Below are 15,430 nucleotides of genomic sequence, written 5' to 3'. Positions count from 1 at the left end.
TCTCTCCAGTCTTGTGAGCCCGCGCGCCGGAATGCCGCCGTATCGCTCTCCGGCGGGAATGCTTTGGATGACGCCGCTTTTTGCCGCGATCTGCGCGCCATCGCCTATCACGATATGGCCATTAAGTCCTGCCTGGCCGCCGATCTGAACGCCGTTTCCTATGATCGTGCTGCCGGCTATGCCGACCTGCGAAACAATCGCGCAATGGCGTCCGATCTTGACGTTATGGCCAATCTGGACCTGATTGTCGATCTTGGTCCCTTCGCCGATCACCGTATCGTCCATTGTACCGCGATCAATCGTCGTATTTGCGCCAATTTCAACATTGTCCTGGATAATGACGCGGCCGATCTGAACGATCTTGATCATGCCTTGCGGCCCTGGCGCGTAGCCGAAGCCATCCTGGCCGATACGTGCGCCATTGTGCACGATCACACGGTTGCCCAGCAGAGCGCAGAGAATGCTGGCGCCGCCCGCGATCGTGCAATCGCGGCCAATCTTCACTCCTGGGCCGATGAGGGCACTGGCACCGATACGCGTACCCTGGCCGATTTCGGCGTTGGCCCCGATGACGGCAAAAGGCTCTACGATCACGCCCGGCTCGAGCCGCGCGGTCGGATCGACCACTGCGCTCGGCGAAACGTCGGTTGCGGAAGATACGAGCGCGACCGGCTGAAGCGCCTCCGGATGCAGGAGCCCGCCGGCGATGGCGAAAGCGGCATGCGGATTCTTCGACAACAGAACCGGAATGTGCGGCGGCACGGCTGAACTGATGGCAGGATCGCAAAGAACCGCAGAGGCCTGAGTGGTTTCAAGCTCGGCACGGCTCTTGCGCGAGATGATGTAGCAAAGGTCCCCCGCTTTCGCGCGGTTGATCGGCGCTACGGAGCGGATGAGGACATCGCCGCTATCAGGATTGGCTAGTTCCGCCCCGAGATGATGCGCCAGCTCCGAAAGTCTGACGCCATCTCCGGACGGAAAAAAATTGTTCTGCACCACCGGCAAAGCTCCAGTTTTCGATTCTGGATTGCCGATATCAGAATTGGTTGTTGATGCCAAACTTGAAGTACTGCGTCTTGTCGAAATCTTCCTTCACGACCGGGATCGCGTAATCGACGCGCAGTGCGCCGAACGGCGACTGCCAGACGATACCGAGACCCACGGACGCACGGAGATCCGCATTGTCGCCTTCCAACTTATCGTTGCCGCGCAGCGTAACGTCGTTGCCGAAAAGCGTACCGGCATCGGCAAACACCGCACCGCGCAGACCGAAGTCACGCGGGAAGAGCGGCATCGGGAACGTCGCTTCCGCCGACACGGTGAAATACGTCGTGCCGCCGAGCGGGTCGTCGTTGGAGCCAGCAATACGCGGGCCGATACCCTTGTTCTCGAAGCCGCGGATATCATTATTACCGAGCGTGAACTGGTCGAAGACGTTCAAATCGCTTCCGAAGCCGACAACATAGCCTGCGCCAGCAGCAACCGATCCAATGATATCGGCATCATCGGCCAGCAGATGATAATACCGCGCCTTGCCGTAGATCTTGTAGTACTGCGAATCGCCGCCCAAACCGGCAATTTCGTTCGTCAGCGTCGCGTACACGCCTTCACGCGGCAGCGTCATGTCATCGAGCGTGTTGTAGGTGAGCGTGTTGGAAACCGATGAACGGATCCACGGCCCGTCAGTGACCAGGTGCTGATAGGTGTCAGACAGATCGCTCAGGTCGTTGCCGTCGGCGTCGTAATCCATCCGCTTGAAGTTGTAGCGGAACGTCGTCGCCAGATCTTCCGTGATCGGCGCCGTCGTACGAAGAATGGCGCTGTCTTCCGTATAGTCGTAGTTGTCGTTGCTCGAGGTTTGGCTGTGATTGAGGTCGAAGCCGGTCGCCAGACGATAACCCAGGAAGTAAGGCTCAGTGAAGCTCAAGCCGTAAGACTGCGATCCTTCGACGCCGCCACCAGCAGAAACCCTGATGTATTGGCCGCGACCGAGGAAGTTCTTTTCCTCGATAGAGGCTTCCAGGAGCAGGCCGTCGCCGCCAGCGGCGTAACCGGCACCGATACCGAACGAACCCGTCGACTGATCCTGAACATCGACGACGACCACGACGCGGTCAGGCGAACTGCCGGGCTGGGTCGTGATATTGACCGACGAGAAGAAGCCGAGCGCCTCAAGACGACGCTTCGCCTTGGTGATCATCTGCTGATTGAAGGCGTCGCCTTCGCTCATGTCGAACTCGCGACGGATGACGTAGTCACGCGTGCGGCTGTTACCGCGAATCTCGATGCGTTCGATGTAAGCACGCTCGCCCTGATCGACGAGATATTCGACACCGATGGTATTGTTGCCGAGATCGCGATTGCCGCGAGGCGTCACACGCGCGAATGGGTAGCCCGCCGAAGCAACCTGGTCCGAAATGGCTTCGATGGATCGCTGGACGTCCTTGGCGCTATAGACCTCGCCCTCGTGCGTCGTCACCAGGCCTTGAAGCTGATCGGCGCTGACGCCCTCGACCGTCGACTGCACGGTGATGGGACCAAAGTTGTAACGCGGCCCCTCCTCCATATTGAAGGTCAGCGTGTACTTGTTGGTGGTCTCGTCGAAAGAGGCGTCCGAAGAGATAATCTTGAAGTCGGCATAACCGCGGTTGAAATAGAACTGGCGCAGCGCCTCTTCGTCGGCATGAAGGCGATCTTCGTTGTAAACGTCCTTGCGGGTCAGGAACGACAGGAAGTTCGAGCGCTTGGTGCTGATTACGGCAGCGAGGCGGCTGGAGCTGTAGGCGTTATTGCCTACGAAATTGATACCTGCGATCTTCGTGCGATCGCCTTCATCGATGACGAAGGCAAGGTTCACGCGGCCTTCGCCGAGCGGAACGACCTGCGTCGTCACCTGAACTTCACTACGGCCGGTCGCAGCGTAGGCTTCCTTGATCGCCGCGATGTCTGCCTGGATCTGCGCATCGTTGTAAGGACCGGCTGCGTGTGTCTGCACCACGGTCGCAAGCTTGTCGTCCTTGATCTTGCGGTTGCCGTTGAAGACGACCTGATTGACGAGCTGAGCTTCCTCGACGGTAACGACGAGCGTGCTACCGGAGACCGAAATCTTCACGTCGGAGAAATAGCCGGTGCCGTAGAGCTGCTTCACCGAGTCATCGATGTCGGTGTTTGAAAAACTCTTGCCGGGGGTGATCGTAAGATTGGACCGGACGGCTTCGGCGCCAACGCGGCTGGCTCCGCGCACGTCGATACGCTGGATAACGGCTGCTTCCGCAGCAGTCGCGGAAACGATCGTAATTGCACCTGCGCCCGAAGCAACGATACCTGCAGACAGCGCAACCGCCGATACTGCGTTCAAAAATCTTGAACCAGCCTTCATTTCACCCATTACCTTTTTTCTCGTCCCCGTCTCCGGGCGAACCCGATTCCGGCACGTGTGTCGTTTTACCCGCTTTTGCCCTACAAGCAAGGTAGCGAGTTAATTTCTGTTTACTTCATTTCGAAGCGTGACCCATTCGCCACTACAGCTTTGAAACATCGTAAATAAACGGTAATTTCCCTCCACCAAGCGCGTCAGCCAATCAACGCGCTGATGTCATTCCAGGTAGCAAAAACCATCAGGGAAAGGACCATAGCCAAGCCAATGCGGAATGCAATTTCCTGAGCCGATGCTCCCAAAGGTTTTCCCCTAACTGCCTCAATCGCATAGAACATCAGATGGCCGCCATCAAGTACCGGAACTGGCATCAAATTCAGTAGTCCGATGGAAACCGACAATACTGCAGCGAGCTGAAGCAAGGCAGCAACACCTAGCGTTGCCATCTGGCCCGAAGCTTGCGCTACGCGGATGGGACCTCCGAGCTGATCAGGCTTCATATAGCCCTCAAAGAGATTGCCGATATACTTGAAGGTGCCGGTGACGATATACCAGGTCTGGACCGTACCCTCCCGCAGCGCCGCGAGCGGCGTATACGTCTGCACGCGGAAATGGCCGACTTCCTGGTTCGTGACGATGCCGATCAGGCCGATCTCGATCTTGTTACCAAACTGGTCGGTCATGTCGGTGCGCTTCGGCACCATCGGCAGGTCCATCTTCTCGCCGTTTCGCTCGATCGTGACCACAATCCGCTGTTCCGGACGGATGCTGACGTAGCGCCGCACATCATCGAAGGTCTCGACTTTCGCGCCGTCGATCGCAAAGAGCAGGTCGCCGGGCAATATGCCAGCTTCGGCTGCAGCGCTTTGCGGCTTCACTTCGGCAACGACGGGGTCGGCGACCGAACGGCCGTAGATCGAAAAAAGCGTTGCAAAGATGATGATCGCAAGCAGGAAATTGGCGATCGGACCGGCCGCTACGGTCGCCGCCCGCTTCCAGAGCTTCGCCCCTGCAAATGAACGCTCACGGTCCTCTGGCGACATCGTTTTGAGCTTGTCCATATCAGGCTTGCTCGACGCATCTTCGTCGCCGAAAAAGCGCACGTAGCCGCCAAGCGGAATCGCCGAGATCTTCCACCGTGTGCCATGCCGGTCGGTAAAGCCCGCGATCTCCGGTCCGAAACCGACCGAAAAGGCAAGCACGCGAATGCCGCTCCAGCGGCCGACGAGATAGTGCCCCATCTCGTGCACAAAGACGAGCAGCGACAGAACCACGACGAAGGGAATGATGTAGCCCGTCAGAAAGCCGAATATACTGGTCAAGCCTTCCATGAAATCCTTCCGCTGCGCTCACGCATTTATCAGAGACCGAACAAGGCGGCGCCGAGCGGCGCCATGCCATCCCCTTTTATCAGGGAAAATAATGTCGCGAGCAAGAACGCCGCAAAACAAGCGACAATCAGCCCATCGACCCGGTCCATAACGCCGCCGTGTCCCGGAATGAGACGGCTGGAATCTTTTACGCCGAACCGGCGCTTGATGAAAGATTCAAACAGATCGCCCGCCTGGCTGCAGACGGAAAGAATGAAGGCGACGGCAGCCGCCATCAGCCAATCCGCCTCCGGGATGAAGAAATAGGCGACGAGACTGCCGGCGACAACGGCCGAGACCGCACCTCCCAGGGCACCCGATTGTGTCTTTCCCGGTGAAATCCTGGGCGCTAGCTTCGGCCCGCCGATTGCACGCCCAACGAAATAGGCAAGAATGTCGGTGGCCCAAACCACGGCGAAGACGAAGAGCATTGCATGCAGTCCGGCGGTGTCGGCACCCCGGATCTCGGCCAGCGCGATGCCGGTCAATCCCGCGTAGACCACGCCTGCCGGAAACCACCAGTTGGCACTGCGGGCGACAACGAAGCCGATCGCGACAGCGAAGAAAAAGACAAGCAAGCTCAGCGCAAAATCGAAGCGGCCGAGCAGGATCGCAACGGCAATCGCCGCCTGCCCTATCCAGCCCGCTGCATTCGCAACCGGTTGTTCGCCTTGCAACCGCGTGATCGTCGACCATTCATAATAGATGAGCAGGCCGATCACAGCCGACAGCAACCGGAAGGCAAAGCCGCCGTACCATGTCGCCGCAAGCACGATGATTGCCAGAACGACGCCTGAAACGACGCGAAGTTTCAGTTCCTGCTGCATCAGCTACCTACTGCGGCCGCCTGCGCCGAAATGCCCCCGAACCGGCGATCGCGCGCCGCGAATTTCTCAAGTGCGGCATAAAAGAGTTCGCGGCTGAAATCCGGCCAGTACTCCGGCACGAAGACGAATTCGGAATAGGCCGCCTGCCAGAGAAGGAAGTTCGAGAGCCGCTCTTCGCCGCTGGTGCGAATGATGAGGTCGGGATCGGGAATGCCGGCTGTGTCCAGCCGCGCATTGATGAGTTCGGGCGTGATGTCCCCCGCCTGCAGCCGTCCGGCCTCGATATCCCTGGCAACGCTCGTCATGGCTCGGGCGATCTCGTCGCGCGAGCCATAGTTGAAGGCAATAACCAGGGTCAGCGCCGTGTTGTCGCGCGTCGTCTCCTCAGCCTCGAGCAGAAGGTTGAGAATATCGCTGCGGAGGCTCTGCCTGTCGCCGATGATCTTGATCCGCACGTTCTGCGCATGCAGTTCCGCGAGATCCCGCCTGATGAAGGCCTTCAGCAACCCCATCAGGTCTGTGACCTCGGCTTCCGGCCGGCGCCAGTTCTCTGAAGAAAAGGCAAAGAGCGTCAGGTATTTAATGCCTGCATCCCCGGCGGCGCGCACGGTCTCGCGAACGGCCTCCACACCTTTGCGGTGACCCATTGCACGCGGCAGCCCTCGCTGCTTTGCCCAACGGCCGTTGCCATCCATGATGATCGCAACATGTTCTGGCATGCTCAAGAATGCTGGTTCCGACATTATCCGTCTGGTCTCCAGGGGCGCAGGAGAACGCCCTAAACCTGCATGATTTCCTTTTCCTTGTCCGCAAGCAAGCGGTCGATCTCGGAAATCATCTCATCCGTCATCTTCTGTACACGTTCGGACTGCGCACGGCTGTCATCCTGGCTCAGGACGCCGTCCTTTTCGGCCTTCTTGAGCCCTTCCATGCCGTCACGGCGCACATGGCGAATCGCGACCTTGCTCTTTTCCGCATAGTCATGGGCGACCTTGACCAGCGACTTGCGGCGCTCTTCATTGAGTTCCGGCAGCGGAATGCGCAAGTTCTGTCCGTCGACGATCGGGTTGAGGCCGAGATTCGATTCGCGGATGGCGCGATCCGTCGCGCCGACCATCGACTTGTCCCAGACGGATACCGAAAGCATCCGCGGCTCGGGCACGGTAATATTAGCAACCTGGTTCAATGGCAAGCGCGAGCCATAGGCTTCGACCGTGACCGGGTCCAGAATGTTGGCCGAGGCGCGGCCAGTGCGCAACGATGCGATATCGTGCTTGAATGCGGAAACCGCGCCGTCCATGCGGCGCTTCAGTTCCTTGATTTCTTCAGTCATAGTCGATGCTCCCGTCACTCTGACGCGCCGCGGTTGCAGCGCTGTCTTCTAGTCAGTTATCCGATACGATGGTCTTGAGGCCACCGCCCGTCAAGATTTCAGCAAATCCGCCCTTCTCGTGAATCGAGAAGACGATGATCGGAATGGAATTTTCGCGAGCAAGGGCGACGGCGGCGATGTCCATGACGGCAAGGCCCCTTTCGAGCACTTCCTTGTGCGTCAGGTGGTCGAAACGGGTAGCCGTCGGATCCTTCTTCGGATCGGCAGAATAGATGCCATCGACCTGCGTGCCCTTGAAGATCGCCTCCGCACCCATTTCGGCAGCGCGAAGAGCGGCTGCGGAATCCGTCGTGAAGAACGGATTGCCGGTGCCGCCGGCGAAGATCACCACCCGGCCCATCGAAAGATGATAGAGCGTCGCCCGCTGCGAAAAGCTCTCGCAGAGTTCCGGCATCGAAATCGCCGAAAGCACAACCGTGTCGACATTCAGTTTGCGCAGCGATGTAGCGAGTGCCAACGCATTGATCACCGTGCCGAGCATGCCCATGTGGTCGCCTGTCACACGGTCCCCGCCCTTGGAGGCGACCGCTACCCCGCGAAAAATGTTGCCGCCGCCGACAACGACACCGACCTCAACGCCCATCTTCCGGGCTTCGGCGATATCCGAAGCGATGCGGTCAGCCACCGCAACGTCGATGCCGAATCCCTGGCTTCCCATGAGCGCTTCGCCGGAAGCCTTGAGTAGAACGCGTTTATAGACAGGCTCTAACGACATCTTGGCTCCTTGTTTATTGGCATGACTGCCGGATACACGAAGGGCACCGCGTTGTCACGCGATGCCCCGCCGTTTTCACATTCTATAAGGTTTTATCAGCCCTTGGCAGCTGCTGCGACTTCGGCTGCGAAGTCGCTTTCTTCCTTCTCGACGCCTTCGCCGAGGAGCAGGCGGGCCATGCCGGTGATCTCGATCGGCGCGCCGGCTTCCTTTTCAGCTTCCTTGACCGCAGCACCGACCGTCAGGTCGGGGTTGATCACGAAAGCCTGCGAGAGAAGGGCAACTTCCTCGAAGAACTTGCGCATGCGGCCGTCTACCATCTTTTCAATGATGGCTTCCGGCTTGCCGGATTCGCGGGCCTGTTCGATGAAGACGTTGCGTTCACGCTCTGCAACGGAGGCATCGACTTCTTCAGCGCGGATGGCGAGCGGATTGGTTGCAGCAATGTGCATGGCGACCTGACGGCCGATGGACGTCAGAACGGCCTTGTCACCATTCGACTTCAGGGCAACCAGAACGCCGAGCTTGCCGATACCGTCGCCGGCAGCATTGTGGATGTAGGTTGCAACAACGCCGTGCTCAACTTCCACCTTGGCTGCACGACGCAGGGTCATGTTCTCGCCGATCGTCGCGATCGCGTCCTTGATGGTATCGGCAACCGGCTTGCCGGACGCCGGATAGGTCGCAGCCGAAATGGCTTCAACGGTGCCGTTGGTCGCCAGAGCAACGTTGGCGACGCCGCGAACGAGATCCTGAAAGGCGTCGTTACGGGCAACGAAGTCGGTCTCGGAGTTGAGCTCGACGACGACTGCCTTGTGACCGGCGCCAGCGATGCCGATCAGGCCTTCAGCAGCGGTGCGGCCGGACTTCTTGTCAGCCTTGGAAATGCCCTTGGCGCGCAGCCAGTCGATCGCTGCTTCGATGTCGCCGTTGGTTTCCGTCAGCGCCTTCTTGCAGTCCATCATGCCCGCGCCGGACTTTTCGCGCAGTTCCTTCACCAGTGCAGCCGTAATCTCGGTCATAAGCTTCCTCTTGTCGGTTATACGGTGGTCCGCAACGTGCCATGCGCCACCGGATTGAGGCACGAAATGTACCTGTATGTATGACAGCGTGATGAAGACGCGTCATAACAGAACTCGTTAGGCGGCCTGGGCAAAGCTGCCGCCTAAAAAGGTCAAGGCCGCCGGAGCTTCGCAGATCTCGCGCGGCCTTTCCCAATCCAGTCAAGCTGGACGGGCCGCAGGGCCCGTCCGCCTGGTTATCAGGCTTGAGCCTCGTCGAGCGCCGGCTCGGTCGGAGCTTCAACCGAAGCGCCGAGGTCGCGGCCCGATGCGCTCTGCTGACGGGCGATACCGTCGATGGCAGCACGCGAAACCAGGTCGCAGTAGAGAGCGATGGCGCGCGAAGCGTCGTCGTTGCCCGGGATCGGATAGTCGATCAGGTCCGGATCGCAGTTCGAGTCGATGATCGCAACGACCGGAATGCCGAGGCGCTTGGCTTCGTCGATCGCGATCTTTTCCTTGTTGGTGTCGATGATGAACATCAGGTCCGGCGTGCCGCCCATGTCCTTGATACCACCGAGAGCCTTGTCGAGCTTTTCGCGCTCGCGCTCGAGGTTCAGACGTTCCTTCTTGGTGAAGCCCTGGGCGTCGCCAGCGAGGATTTCGTCGAGCTTGCGCAGACGCTGGATCGAGTTGGAGATCGTCTTCCAGTTCGTCATCATGCCGCCGAGCCAACGCGAGTTGACGTAGTACTGAGCGGAACGCTTTGCTGCATCGGCGATGATTTCCGAAGCCTGGCGCTTGGTGCCGACGAACAGAACGCGGCCGCCACGGGCGACGGTATCGCTGATGACCTGCAAGGCGCGCGACAGCATCGGAACGGTCTGGGCCAGGTCGATGATGTGGATGTTGTTACGATCGCCGAAAATGTACGGCTTCATCTTCGGGTTCCAGCGATGGGTCTGGTGGCCGAAGTGAACACCAGCTTCCAGAAGCTGGCGCATAGAAAAATCAGGCAATGCCATGCCTTTGACTCCTTTTCCGGTTGAACCTCCGCAAGGCGAACAGCATCCTCTTCGAAGATGCCACCGGCGGAAAAATCCGGATTTCTCCCGGACAATCCCATGCCTTACGTGTGGAATGCGGGTGCCCTTACCTTCGATCGGCTAGAAATGCAAGACATTCGCGGAAAAAACCGCCACCGAGCTGTTCTAAATGCGCTGCGTCGCGCCGCGACACACAAATCGCGTCGACGATCACCCCGTTAAGCCGGTACTTGGATAAACTCAATCGGGCCGCCAGCCAGCGAATCGTCGAACACGGCGCACGAAAGCGTACCGCCAAATACGCATCCGCTGTCGACGTTCGTCCGGTTGGCGACCGTTATGGGATTCCGATCTGAGGGCGTGTGGCCGTGGCACAGATGCTTTCCCCAATAATCCGTCGAATAATCATCGGGCACCCTTAGCCAAAGCAGGTCGTCCGGCCTCTGCATATTGAGGGCGCGTTCCGGAACCACGCCGGCATGCACGAATATACGATGATCATCGACGTGCATCAAAGGCAGCTTGCCGGCCCAAACCAGATGCCCAAATGCTACCCTGCCGCCATAGGAAAGCTCGGTCTGGAACCCGCCGTTTTCGAGCCACCAGATATATTCCTCATCACTGCCATAGGCGCGCAGCATCATGTCCTCATGGTTCCCCATCAGACATATCCAGCGCCAGGATCCGCTGCCTGGTCCGCTCATTAGGAGATCGACAACGCCCTTGCTGTCGGGACCGCGGTCCACATAGTCGCCGAGGAAGACCACCGTACCGCTGTGCGCGCGGCCACCGATGCGATCCAGCATCTCTCTCAGTGGCTCCAGGCAGCCGTGAATGTCACCCACGGCAAACGTGAAATTCATGTCGACGCCTCCTGCGGGACATAACTTCACTGCTATGGTTGCGTTCCCACTCAGTCAGATGGGCAGGGCCAGTTGGCTGGGGGCTTGAGGCCGGCAGGAAGCTTGGTCGACGAATCCCCGCAGGTCAGATCGACCTGCGATTGTTGAAGCCCTGTTGCAGCGGAAAGATCGAGGCCCTCTATCCTCGTCAGGAACATGAAGGCGCGATCGAAATTGACGGGACCTCCCAGGGTTGCGCCGCCGAGGTCGGCACGCGACAGATTCGCGAGTGAAAATGTCGCGCCTGTTAGAACCGCCTGCTCAAAATTCGCGCGCCCGAGCTCGGCCTTTTCGAAATTGGCCCCGGAAAGCTGTGCGCCGGTGAAATCCGCCCGCTGCAACTCAGCGCTGACAAAGGATGCGCGTTGCGCCGACGCATGCTGGAATACCGCGCGGTAGGCCTCAATCTTGTCGAACCTGGCATTGTCAGCCTTTACGCCTTCAAGCCAGGCCCGCACCAGCGTTGCCTTCTCGAGGTTGGCCGCCGTGAGGTTGACATTTTTGAGGCTGGTCTGCGTCAGGTCGGTTCCGATGAGAGTCGCTTTCTGGAGATCGCTGCCTTCCAGCATCAGGTTCTTCTTGGTGCACTCGCTCCAGTCGATACCGGACTCAGGCGTGCGACGGCAATCGTCCGCCATAGCATTGCCGGCCGATACAACGGCGGTGACGACAAGCGCCATCAAGAAACCTGGACGTGCAGTTGATGGCAAGTTCTTCATACCCGTTCCCCTTGCCGGCAACGCCGGCTACCAATGGTGACTGAATTCTGATTATGCGCACGAAAAGGAAAGGCGAGGCATCATGCCTCCCGGAGTATGCGCCTCATCCGTTGCGGTTCACTTGCAGGTGTCCGCTTTCTTGTTGAGCATCTCCAGCTTCGCGAGCTTACCGGTCAGCACGAAGTCACCGTAGTCCATGGTAAGGTCGCGTGTAATGCCGTTCTCGTAAAGCTTGAAGGACATACGATAGACGGGCAGCGCATCCGATTTCGTATTTTCGTTGAAATAGGAGATCGTCACCGGCCAGAAGGCCTCATTAGCGAAAGCGCCGGCATTGCCCGCATCCGTCTCATCTCCGGCTACCGGCGTGACCTGCTTGCCGACGACCGTCGTCGTCGCCAACGCCTTGTCCCCATCGTCGGAGCCGTCAAAGACGCGAGCCTCGAAGAAGCGCTTGCCGGCCTTGGCATTCTCGATCACGTCGAGCATGTGCTCCGTCGGAAAGCGGCTTTGAGCAAGCTGCAGTTCCTTGCTCTGCGGGCGCTTCAGATCGACGGTCACGCCATCGGCCTTGTTGTTTGCCTCGCCGTTCACTTCCTTGTCGAGCTGGTCGTCGGTGAACGACTTCGTCTCGAAGGTAAACTTGCGGTCCTTCAGGTTCTCGAAGGTCTTCGTCTGCTGATCGCTGACACGCGTGCTGTCTCCGGTGTCGATCTGCGTCACGAAGCGAAAATTCGTCGTGAAACCTTCGCAATAATTGCCGTCGAACTCGTAAACCATGCGGCCAAACATGCCGGCGATACCGGAGCGTTCCGTGGCGTCCTTCAGCTCGAGGTCATATATCGCCCGGTGGGCGACAAGACCGGAGGCGATCGCCGCGCCGGACGCAGGTGCCCCAGCCCAGGCACTCGATGAGACGCCTGCGATAAGAAGAGCGGCAAGACTCGGTCGGAACATCCATTATCTCCTGTTGGACTCGGCCGCGATGATATAAGAACGCTTTCGGCCAAATCGAGGCTCGAAAATGTCACAGGCAAAGATTCTAGTCTCGATACATAGTTTTTTGAAGAACCTACAACAAAAAGCGGAGACGAAAATGTCGAATCAAATCGAGGCTCGCCTGAAGGAAATGGGAATAACCCTTCCGGAAGCCGCCGCCCCCGCTGCCAATTATGTTCCTTATGTGATTAGCGGCAACCTCCTCTATATTTCCGGCCAGCTCCCGATCGAAGGTGGCAAGGTCGCGGTGACCGGCCATCTCGGCAGAGATGTCGTCGTTCCCGCGGGCCAGCGTGGCGCTGAACTGTGCGCCATCAATATCCTCGCGCAGGCGAAGGCCGCGCTCGGAGGCGATCTCGGCCGTATCAAGCGCGTCATCAAACTGAACGGTTTTGTCGCCTCCGCCCCGGACTTCGTCGAGCAGCATTTTGTCATCAATGGCGCCTCGAACCTGATCGCCGGCATTCTCGGCGATGCCGGAAAGCATGCCCGCGCGGCCGTCGGCATGGCCGCCCTGCCCCTTAACGCCGCAGTCGAAATCGACGCCATCATGGAAATTGCATAAATGACCTCCGCTGCCTGGATCAAGGAACTGCCGGTCGCCCATCGCGGCTATCACGACACCAACAAGCTCGTCTGGGAAAACACGCTTTCTGCCTTCGCCCGCGCCGTCGAAGCCGGTTTTGCCATCGAGTGCGATCTCCATTATGCCTCGGATGGCGTGCCGATCGTCTTCCACGACGAGAATCTCGAGCGCCTCGGCAACATGAAGGGCGACATCCGCGAGCGCACCTCCCGGGAGCTCGGGCTGCTGTCGGTCGGCGGCACGGCCGACAAGATCCCGACGCTCAAGCAGCTGCTCGATCTTGTACAAGGCAAAGTCCCACTCGTCCTCGAACTCAAGGGCCGCGAGGCGGATGACGAAGGCTTCGCAGAAGCCGTCCTCGAAGTGCTGGAAGGCTACGATGGCAAAATCGCGCTGATGAGCTTCGATCATTGGCTGCTGCGCGATCTCAAGGCATTGAACGCGCCCTACCCGCTCGGGCTCACCGCCGGCGGCAACAAGCCGGAGGAATTCGCCAACCATGAACGGGCGATGGAGATCGGCCTCGATTTCATCTCCTATTTCTTCGCCGACCTGCCGAACGCCTTCATCACCGCCCAGCGTGCAAAAGGCATCCCGGTCATTACTTGGACGGTCCGCGACGAAAAGGCGCGCCAGCATACCTTCGAGCATGCCGATCAGATGACGTTCGAAGGTTTCGATCCCCGGGTTTCGGTTTGACGCTCGCTTTTTGGACAAAGTCATGCGCAGACTGAAGGAGAGCCAAAATCCTCCCCCAAACGGCCTCGCATTTGTTCCATGACAGACGAATTATCGATCCGCGTCGAGCGGTCCTTCACCGCGATTTCCCCGGAGAGCTGGTCCAGGCTTTCCGGGACATCCAAGGAAGGCAAGACGCTCGCCTACAATCCCTTCCTGTCGCACGCCTTCCTCTCGTCGCTCGAAGAGTCAGGCTCGGCCACGGCACAAACCGGTTGGCTCGGCCATCATCTTCTGTTGGAGACGGACAAGGGTGAGCTGATCGGCGCCCTGCCTGGCTACCTGAAGAACCACAGCCGCGGCGAATACGTCTTCGACCATGGCTGGGCGGACGCCTTCGAGCGGGCCGGCGGGCGCTATTACCCGAAACTGCAATGCTCGATCCCCTTCACACCCGCGACCGGCCCGCGGCTGCTCGTTGCCGAGGGTCTGGAGCGCCGGCCGATCCAGAATGCCATCGCAGAGAGTATGAAAGAGGTCGTCCGCCAGCTCGGCGTCTCGTCGGCCCATATCACCTTCGTGCCGGAAGACGAGATTTCCGTGTTCGAGAGCGACGGCTATCTGCACCGGACCGACCAGCAATTCCATTTCATCAACGAAGGCTATGCCAACCACGAGGAATTCCTCGAAACCCTCGCTTCGCGCAAGCGCAAGGCGCTGCGGAAGGAGCGCCGCACCGCACTCGAAAACGGCATCACCATAGACTGGCTGACCGGCAGCGATCTTACCGAACGCATCTGGGACGAGTTCTTCGCCTTCTACATGGATACGGGCGGCCGCAAGTGGGGAAGGCCCTATCTCACCCGCGAATTCTATTCGCTGATCGGCGAGCGCATGCCGGAAGACATCCTGCTCGTCATGGCCAAGCACAATGGCCGATATGTTGCGGGCGCGATCAATTTCATCGGCGGCGACACGCTTTACGGGCGCCATTGGGGCTGCATTGAAGACCACCCCTACCTGCATTTCGAGGTCTGCTATCATCAGGCGATCGACTTCGCACTTGCCAAGGGCCTCAAGCGAGTCGAGGCGGGCGCACAGGGTGAGCACAAACTTGCGCGTGGTTACCTGCCGGTGACAACGCATTCGGCGCACTATGTCGCCCATGCGGGCCTGCGGCGTGCGATTGCCGATTACCTCCAACACGAGCGCGAGGACGTGGAGCAGATGAACGAGATCCTCTCCGAGCACAGCCCCTTCCGCAAAGGCGAGCGGCAGCAGGAGGATTGACGTCCGCGCCTTTGCCGCGCTACCCGAGCACCGGAAAACGAGGAGATTTCGAGATGAGCAGCGCCGCTTACGATGACGACAATATCTTTGCCAAGATTCTTCGTGGCGAGATCCCGTCGCATCGCGTCTACGAGGACGAGCACACGGTCGCCTTCATGGACGTCATGCCGCAGGCCCCGGGCCATGTGCTCGTCGTTCCGAAAGCGCCATCGCGCAACATTCTCGATGCCAACCCGGCCACGATTTCGCATGCCATCACCGTCGTGCAGAAAATCGCAAGCGCCGTGAAGGACGCCTTCGATGCGGATGGCGTCCTGGTCATCCAGTTCAATGAGCCGGCGGCCGGCCAGACCGTGTTTCATCTCCACTTCCACGTCATCCCCCGCCACGAGGGCATTCCGCTGAAGCCGCATTCCGGCAAGATGGAGGATGGCGACGTGCTTGCAGCGAACGCCGAGAAGATCAAAGGCGAGCTGGGGAACTGAAGGGCTTCGCAGCACCGCTCAGCTGCATGTCCTCCCTCATTCC

The 15,430-nt window shown here is 59.3% G+C and carries 15 protein-coding genes and 1 pseudogene; 4 read left to right on the top strand and 12 right to left on the bottom strand.

Annotation, left to right across the window (positions count from 1 at the left end):
* Positions 1–15: 15 nt before the first annotated feature.
* From lpxD to ACPYOI_RS04460, 12 genes and pseudogenes are all read right to left on the bottom strand, one after another.
* Positions 16–999: pseudogene (gene lpxD / locus ACPYOI_RS04515) on the bottom strand (UDP-3-O-(3-hydroxymyristoyl)glucosamine N-acyltransferase); the annotation flags it as partial.
* Between the two features lie 37 nt (positions 1,000–1,036).
* A complete protein-coding gene (gene bamA, locus ACPYOI_RS04510) occupies positions 1,037–3,379 on the bottom strand; it encodes an outer membrane protein assembly factor BamA (RefSeq protein ID WP_481422577.1) in 2,343 nt (780 codons plus the stop codon).
* Positions 3,380–3,573: 194 nt separating this feature from the next.
* Complete coding sequence (gene rseP, locus ACPYOI_RS04505) at positions 3,574–4,707, bottom strand: RIP metalloprotease RseP (protein WP_481419450.1); 1,134 nt, start codon at positions 4,705–4,707, stop codon at positions 3,574–3,576.
* 29 nt (positions 4,708–4,736) lie between these two features.
* Positions 4,737–5,573 carry a phosphatidate cytidylyltransferase gene (locus tag ACPYOI_RS04500; RefSeq protein WP_481419449.1) on the bottom strand — a complete coding sequence of 279 codons (837 nt, stop codon included), beginning with the start codon at positions 5,571–5,573 and terminating at the stop codon, positions 4,737–4,739.
* Positions 5,573–6,316 (bottom strand): isoprenyl transferase, encoded by a 744-nt coding sequence (locus ACPYOI_RS04495; protein WP_481419448.1) that lies wholly within the window; start codon positions 6,314–6,316, stop codon positions 5,573–5,575. The genes ACPYOI_RS04500 and ACPYOI_RS04495 overlap by 1 nt, the downstream gene beginning before the upstream one ends.
* A gap of 35 nt (positions 6,317–6,351) precedes the next feature.
* The gene (gene frr / locus ACPYOI_RS04490) at positions 6,352–6,906 is read right to left on the bottom strand and encodes a ribosome recycling factor (protein WP_168832808.1); all 555 of its coding nucleotides are present in this window, start codon (positions 6,904–6,906) and stop codon (positions 6,352–6,354) included.
* Positions 6,907–6,958: 52 nt separating this feature from the next.
* Positions 6,959–7,681, bottom strand: coding sequence for a UMP kinase (pyrH, locus tag ACPYOI_RS04485; RefSeq protein WP_168832809.1), 723 nt, complete (start codon positions 7,679–7,681; stop codon positions 6,959–6,961).
* A gap of 95 nt (positions 7,682–7,776) precedes the next feature.
* Positions 7,777–8,703 carry a translation elongation factor Ts gene (gene tsf / locus ACPYOI_RS04480; RefSeq protein ID WP_481419447.1) on the bottom strand — a complete coding sequence of 309 codons (927 nt, stop codon included), beginning with the start codon at positions 8,701–8,703 and terminating at the stop codon, positions 7,777–7,779.
* A gap of 239 nt (positions 8,704–8,942) precedes the next feature.
* On the bottom strand, positions 8,943–9,707 hold the full coding sequence (gene rpsB / locus ACPYOI_RS04475; protein ID WP_481419446.1) for a 30S ribosomal protein S2: 765 nt from the start codon (positions 9,705–9,707) through the stop codon (positions 8,943–8,945).
* 239 nt (positions 9,708–9,946) lie between these two features.
* Positions 9,947–10,591 carry a metallophosphoesterase family protein gene (locus ACPYOI_RS04470; protein ID WP_481419445.1) on the bottom strand — a complete coding sequence of 215 codons (645 nt, stop codon included), beginning with the start codon at positions 10,589–10,591 and terminating at the stop codon, positions 9,947–9,949.
* Positions 10,592–10,641: 50 nt separating this feature from the next.
* A complete protein-coding gene (locus ACPYOI_RS04465) occupies positions 10,642–11,349 on the bottom strand; it encodes a pentapeptide repeat-containing protein (RefSeq protein WP_481419444.1) in 708 nt (235 codons plus the stop codon).
* Positions 11,350–11,466: 117 nt separating this feature from the next.
* A complete protein-coding gene (locus tag ACPYOI_RS04460) occupies positions 11,467–12,306 on the bottom strand; it encodes a cell envelope integrity EipB family protein (protein WP_481419443.1) in 840 nt (279 codons plus the stop codon).
* Between the two features lie 139 nt (positions 12,307–12,445).
* On the opposite strand from ACPYOI_RS04460, the gene ACPYOI_RS04455 reads away from it, so the two are divergent.
* The 4 genes from ACPYOI_RS04455 (at position 12,446) to ACPYOI_RS04440 (ending at position 15,387) form a co-directional block, all read left to right on the top strand.
* Positions 12,446–12,913, top strand: coding sequence for a RidA family protein (locus ACPYOI_RS04455; RefSeq protein WP_481419442.1), 468 nt, complete (start codon positions 12,446–12,448; stop codon positions 12,911–12,913).
* On the top strand, positions 12,914–13,633 hold the full coding sequence (locus ACPYOI_RS04450) for a glycerophosphodiester phosphodiesterase (RefSeq protein WP_481419441.1): 720 nt from the start codon (positions 12,914–12,916) through the stop codon (positions 13,631–13,633). It begins immediately after the preceding gene.
* Between the two features lie 78 nt (positions 13,634–13,711).
* The gene (locus tag ACPYOI_RS04445; RefSeq protein WP_481419440.1) at positions 13,712–14,902 is read left to right on the top strand and encodes a GNAT family N-acetyltransferase; all 1,191 of its coding nucleotides are present in this window, start codon (positions 13,712–13,714) and stop codon (positions 14,900–14,902) included.
* A 53-nt stretch (positions 14,903–14,955) separates the two neighbouring features.
* Positions 14,956–15,387 carry an HIT family protein gene (locus ACPYOI_RS04440; RefSeq protein WP_481419439.1) on the top strand — a complete coding sequence of 144 codons (432 nt, stop codon included), beginning with the start codon at positions 14,956–14,958 and terminating at the stop codon, positions 15,385–15,387.
* The last annotated feature ends 43 nt before the right edge of the window (positions 15,388–15,430 follow it).

This window comes from Rhizobium sp. SVR5-2C (genome assembly GCF_056755115.1).
Note: the sequence above shows the minus strand (reverse complement) of the source record. Positions and strands in the feature narration are given on the sequence as shown.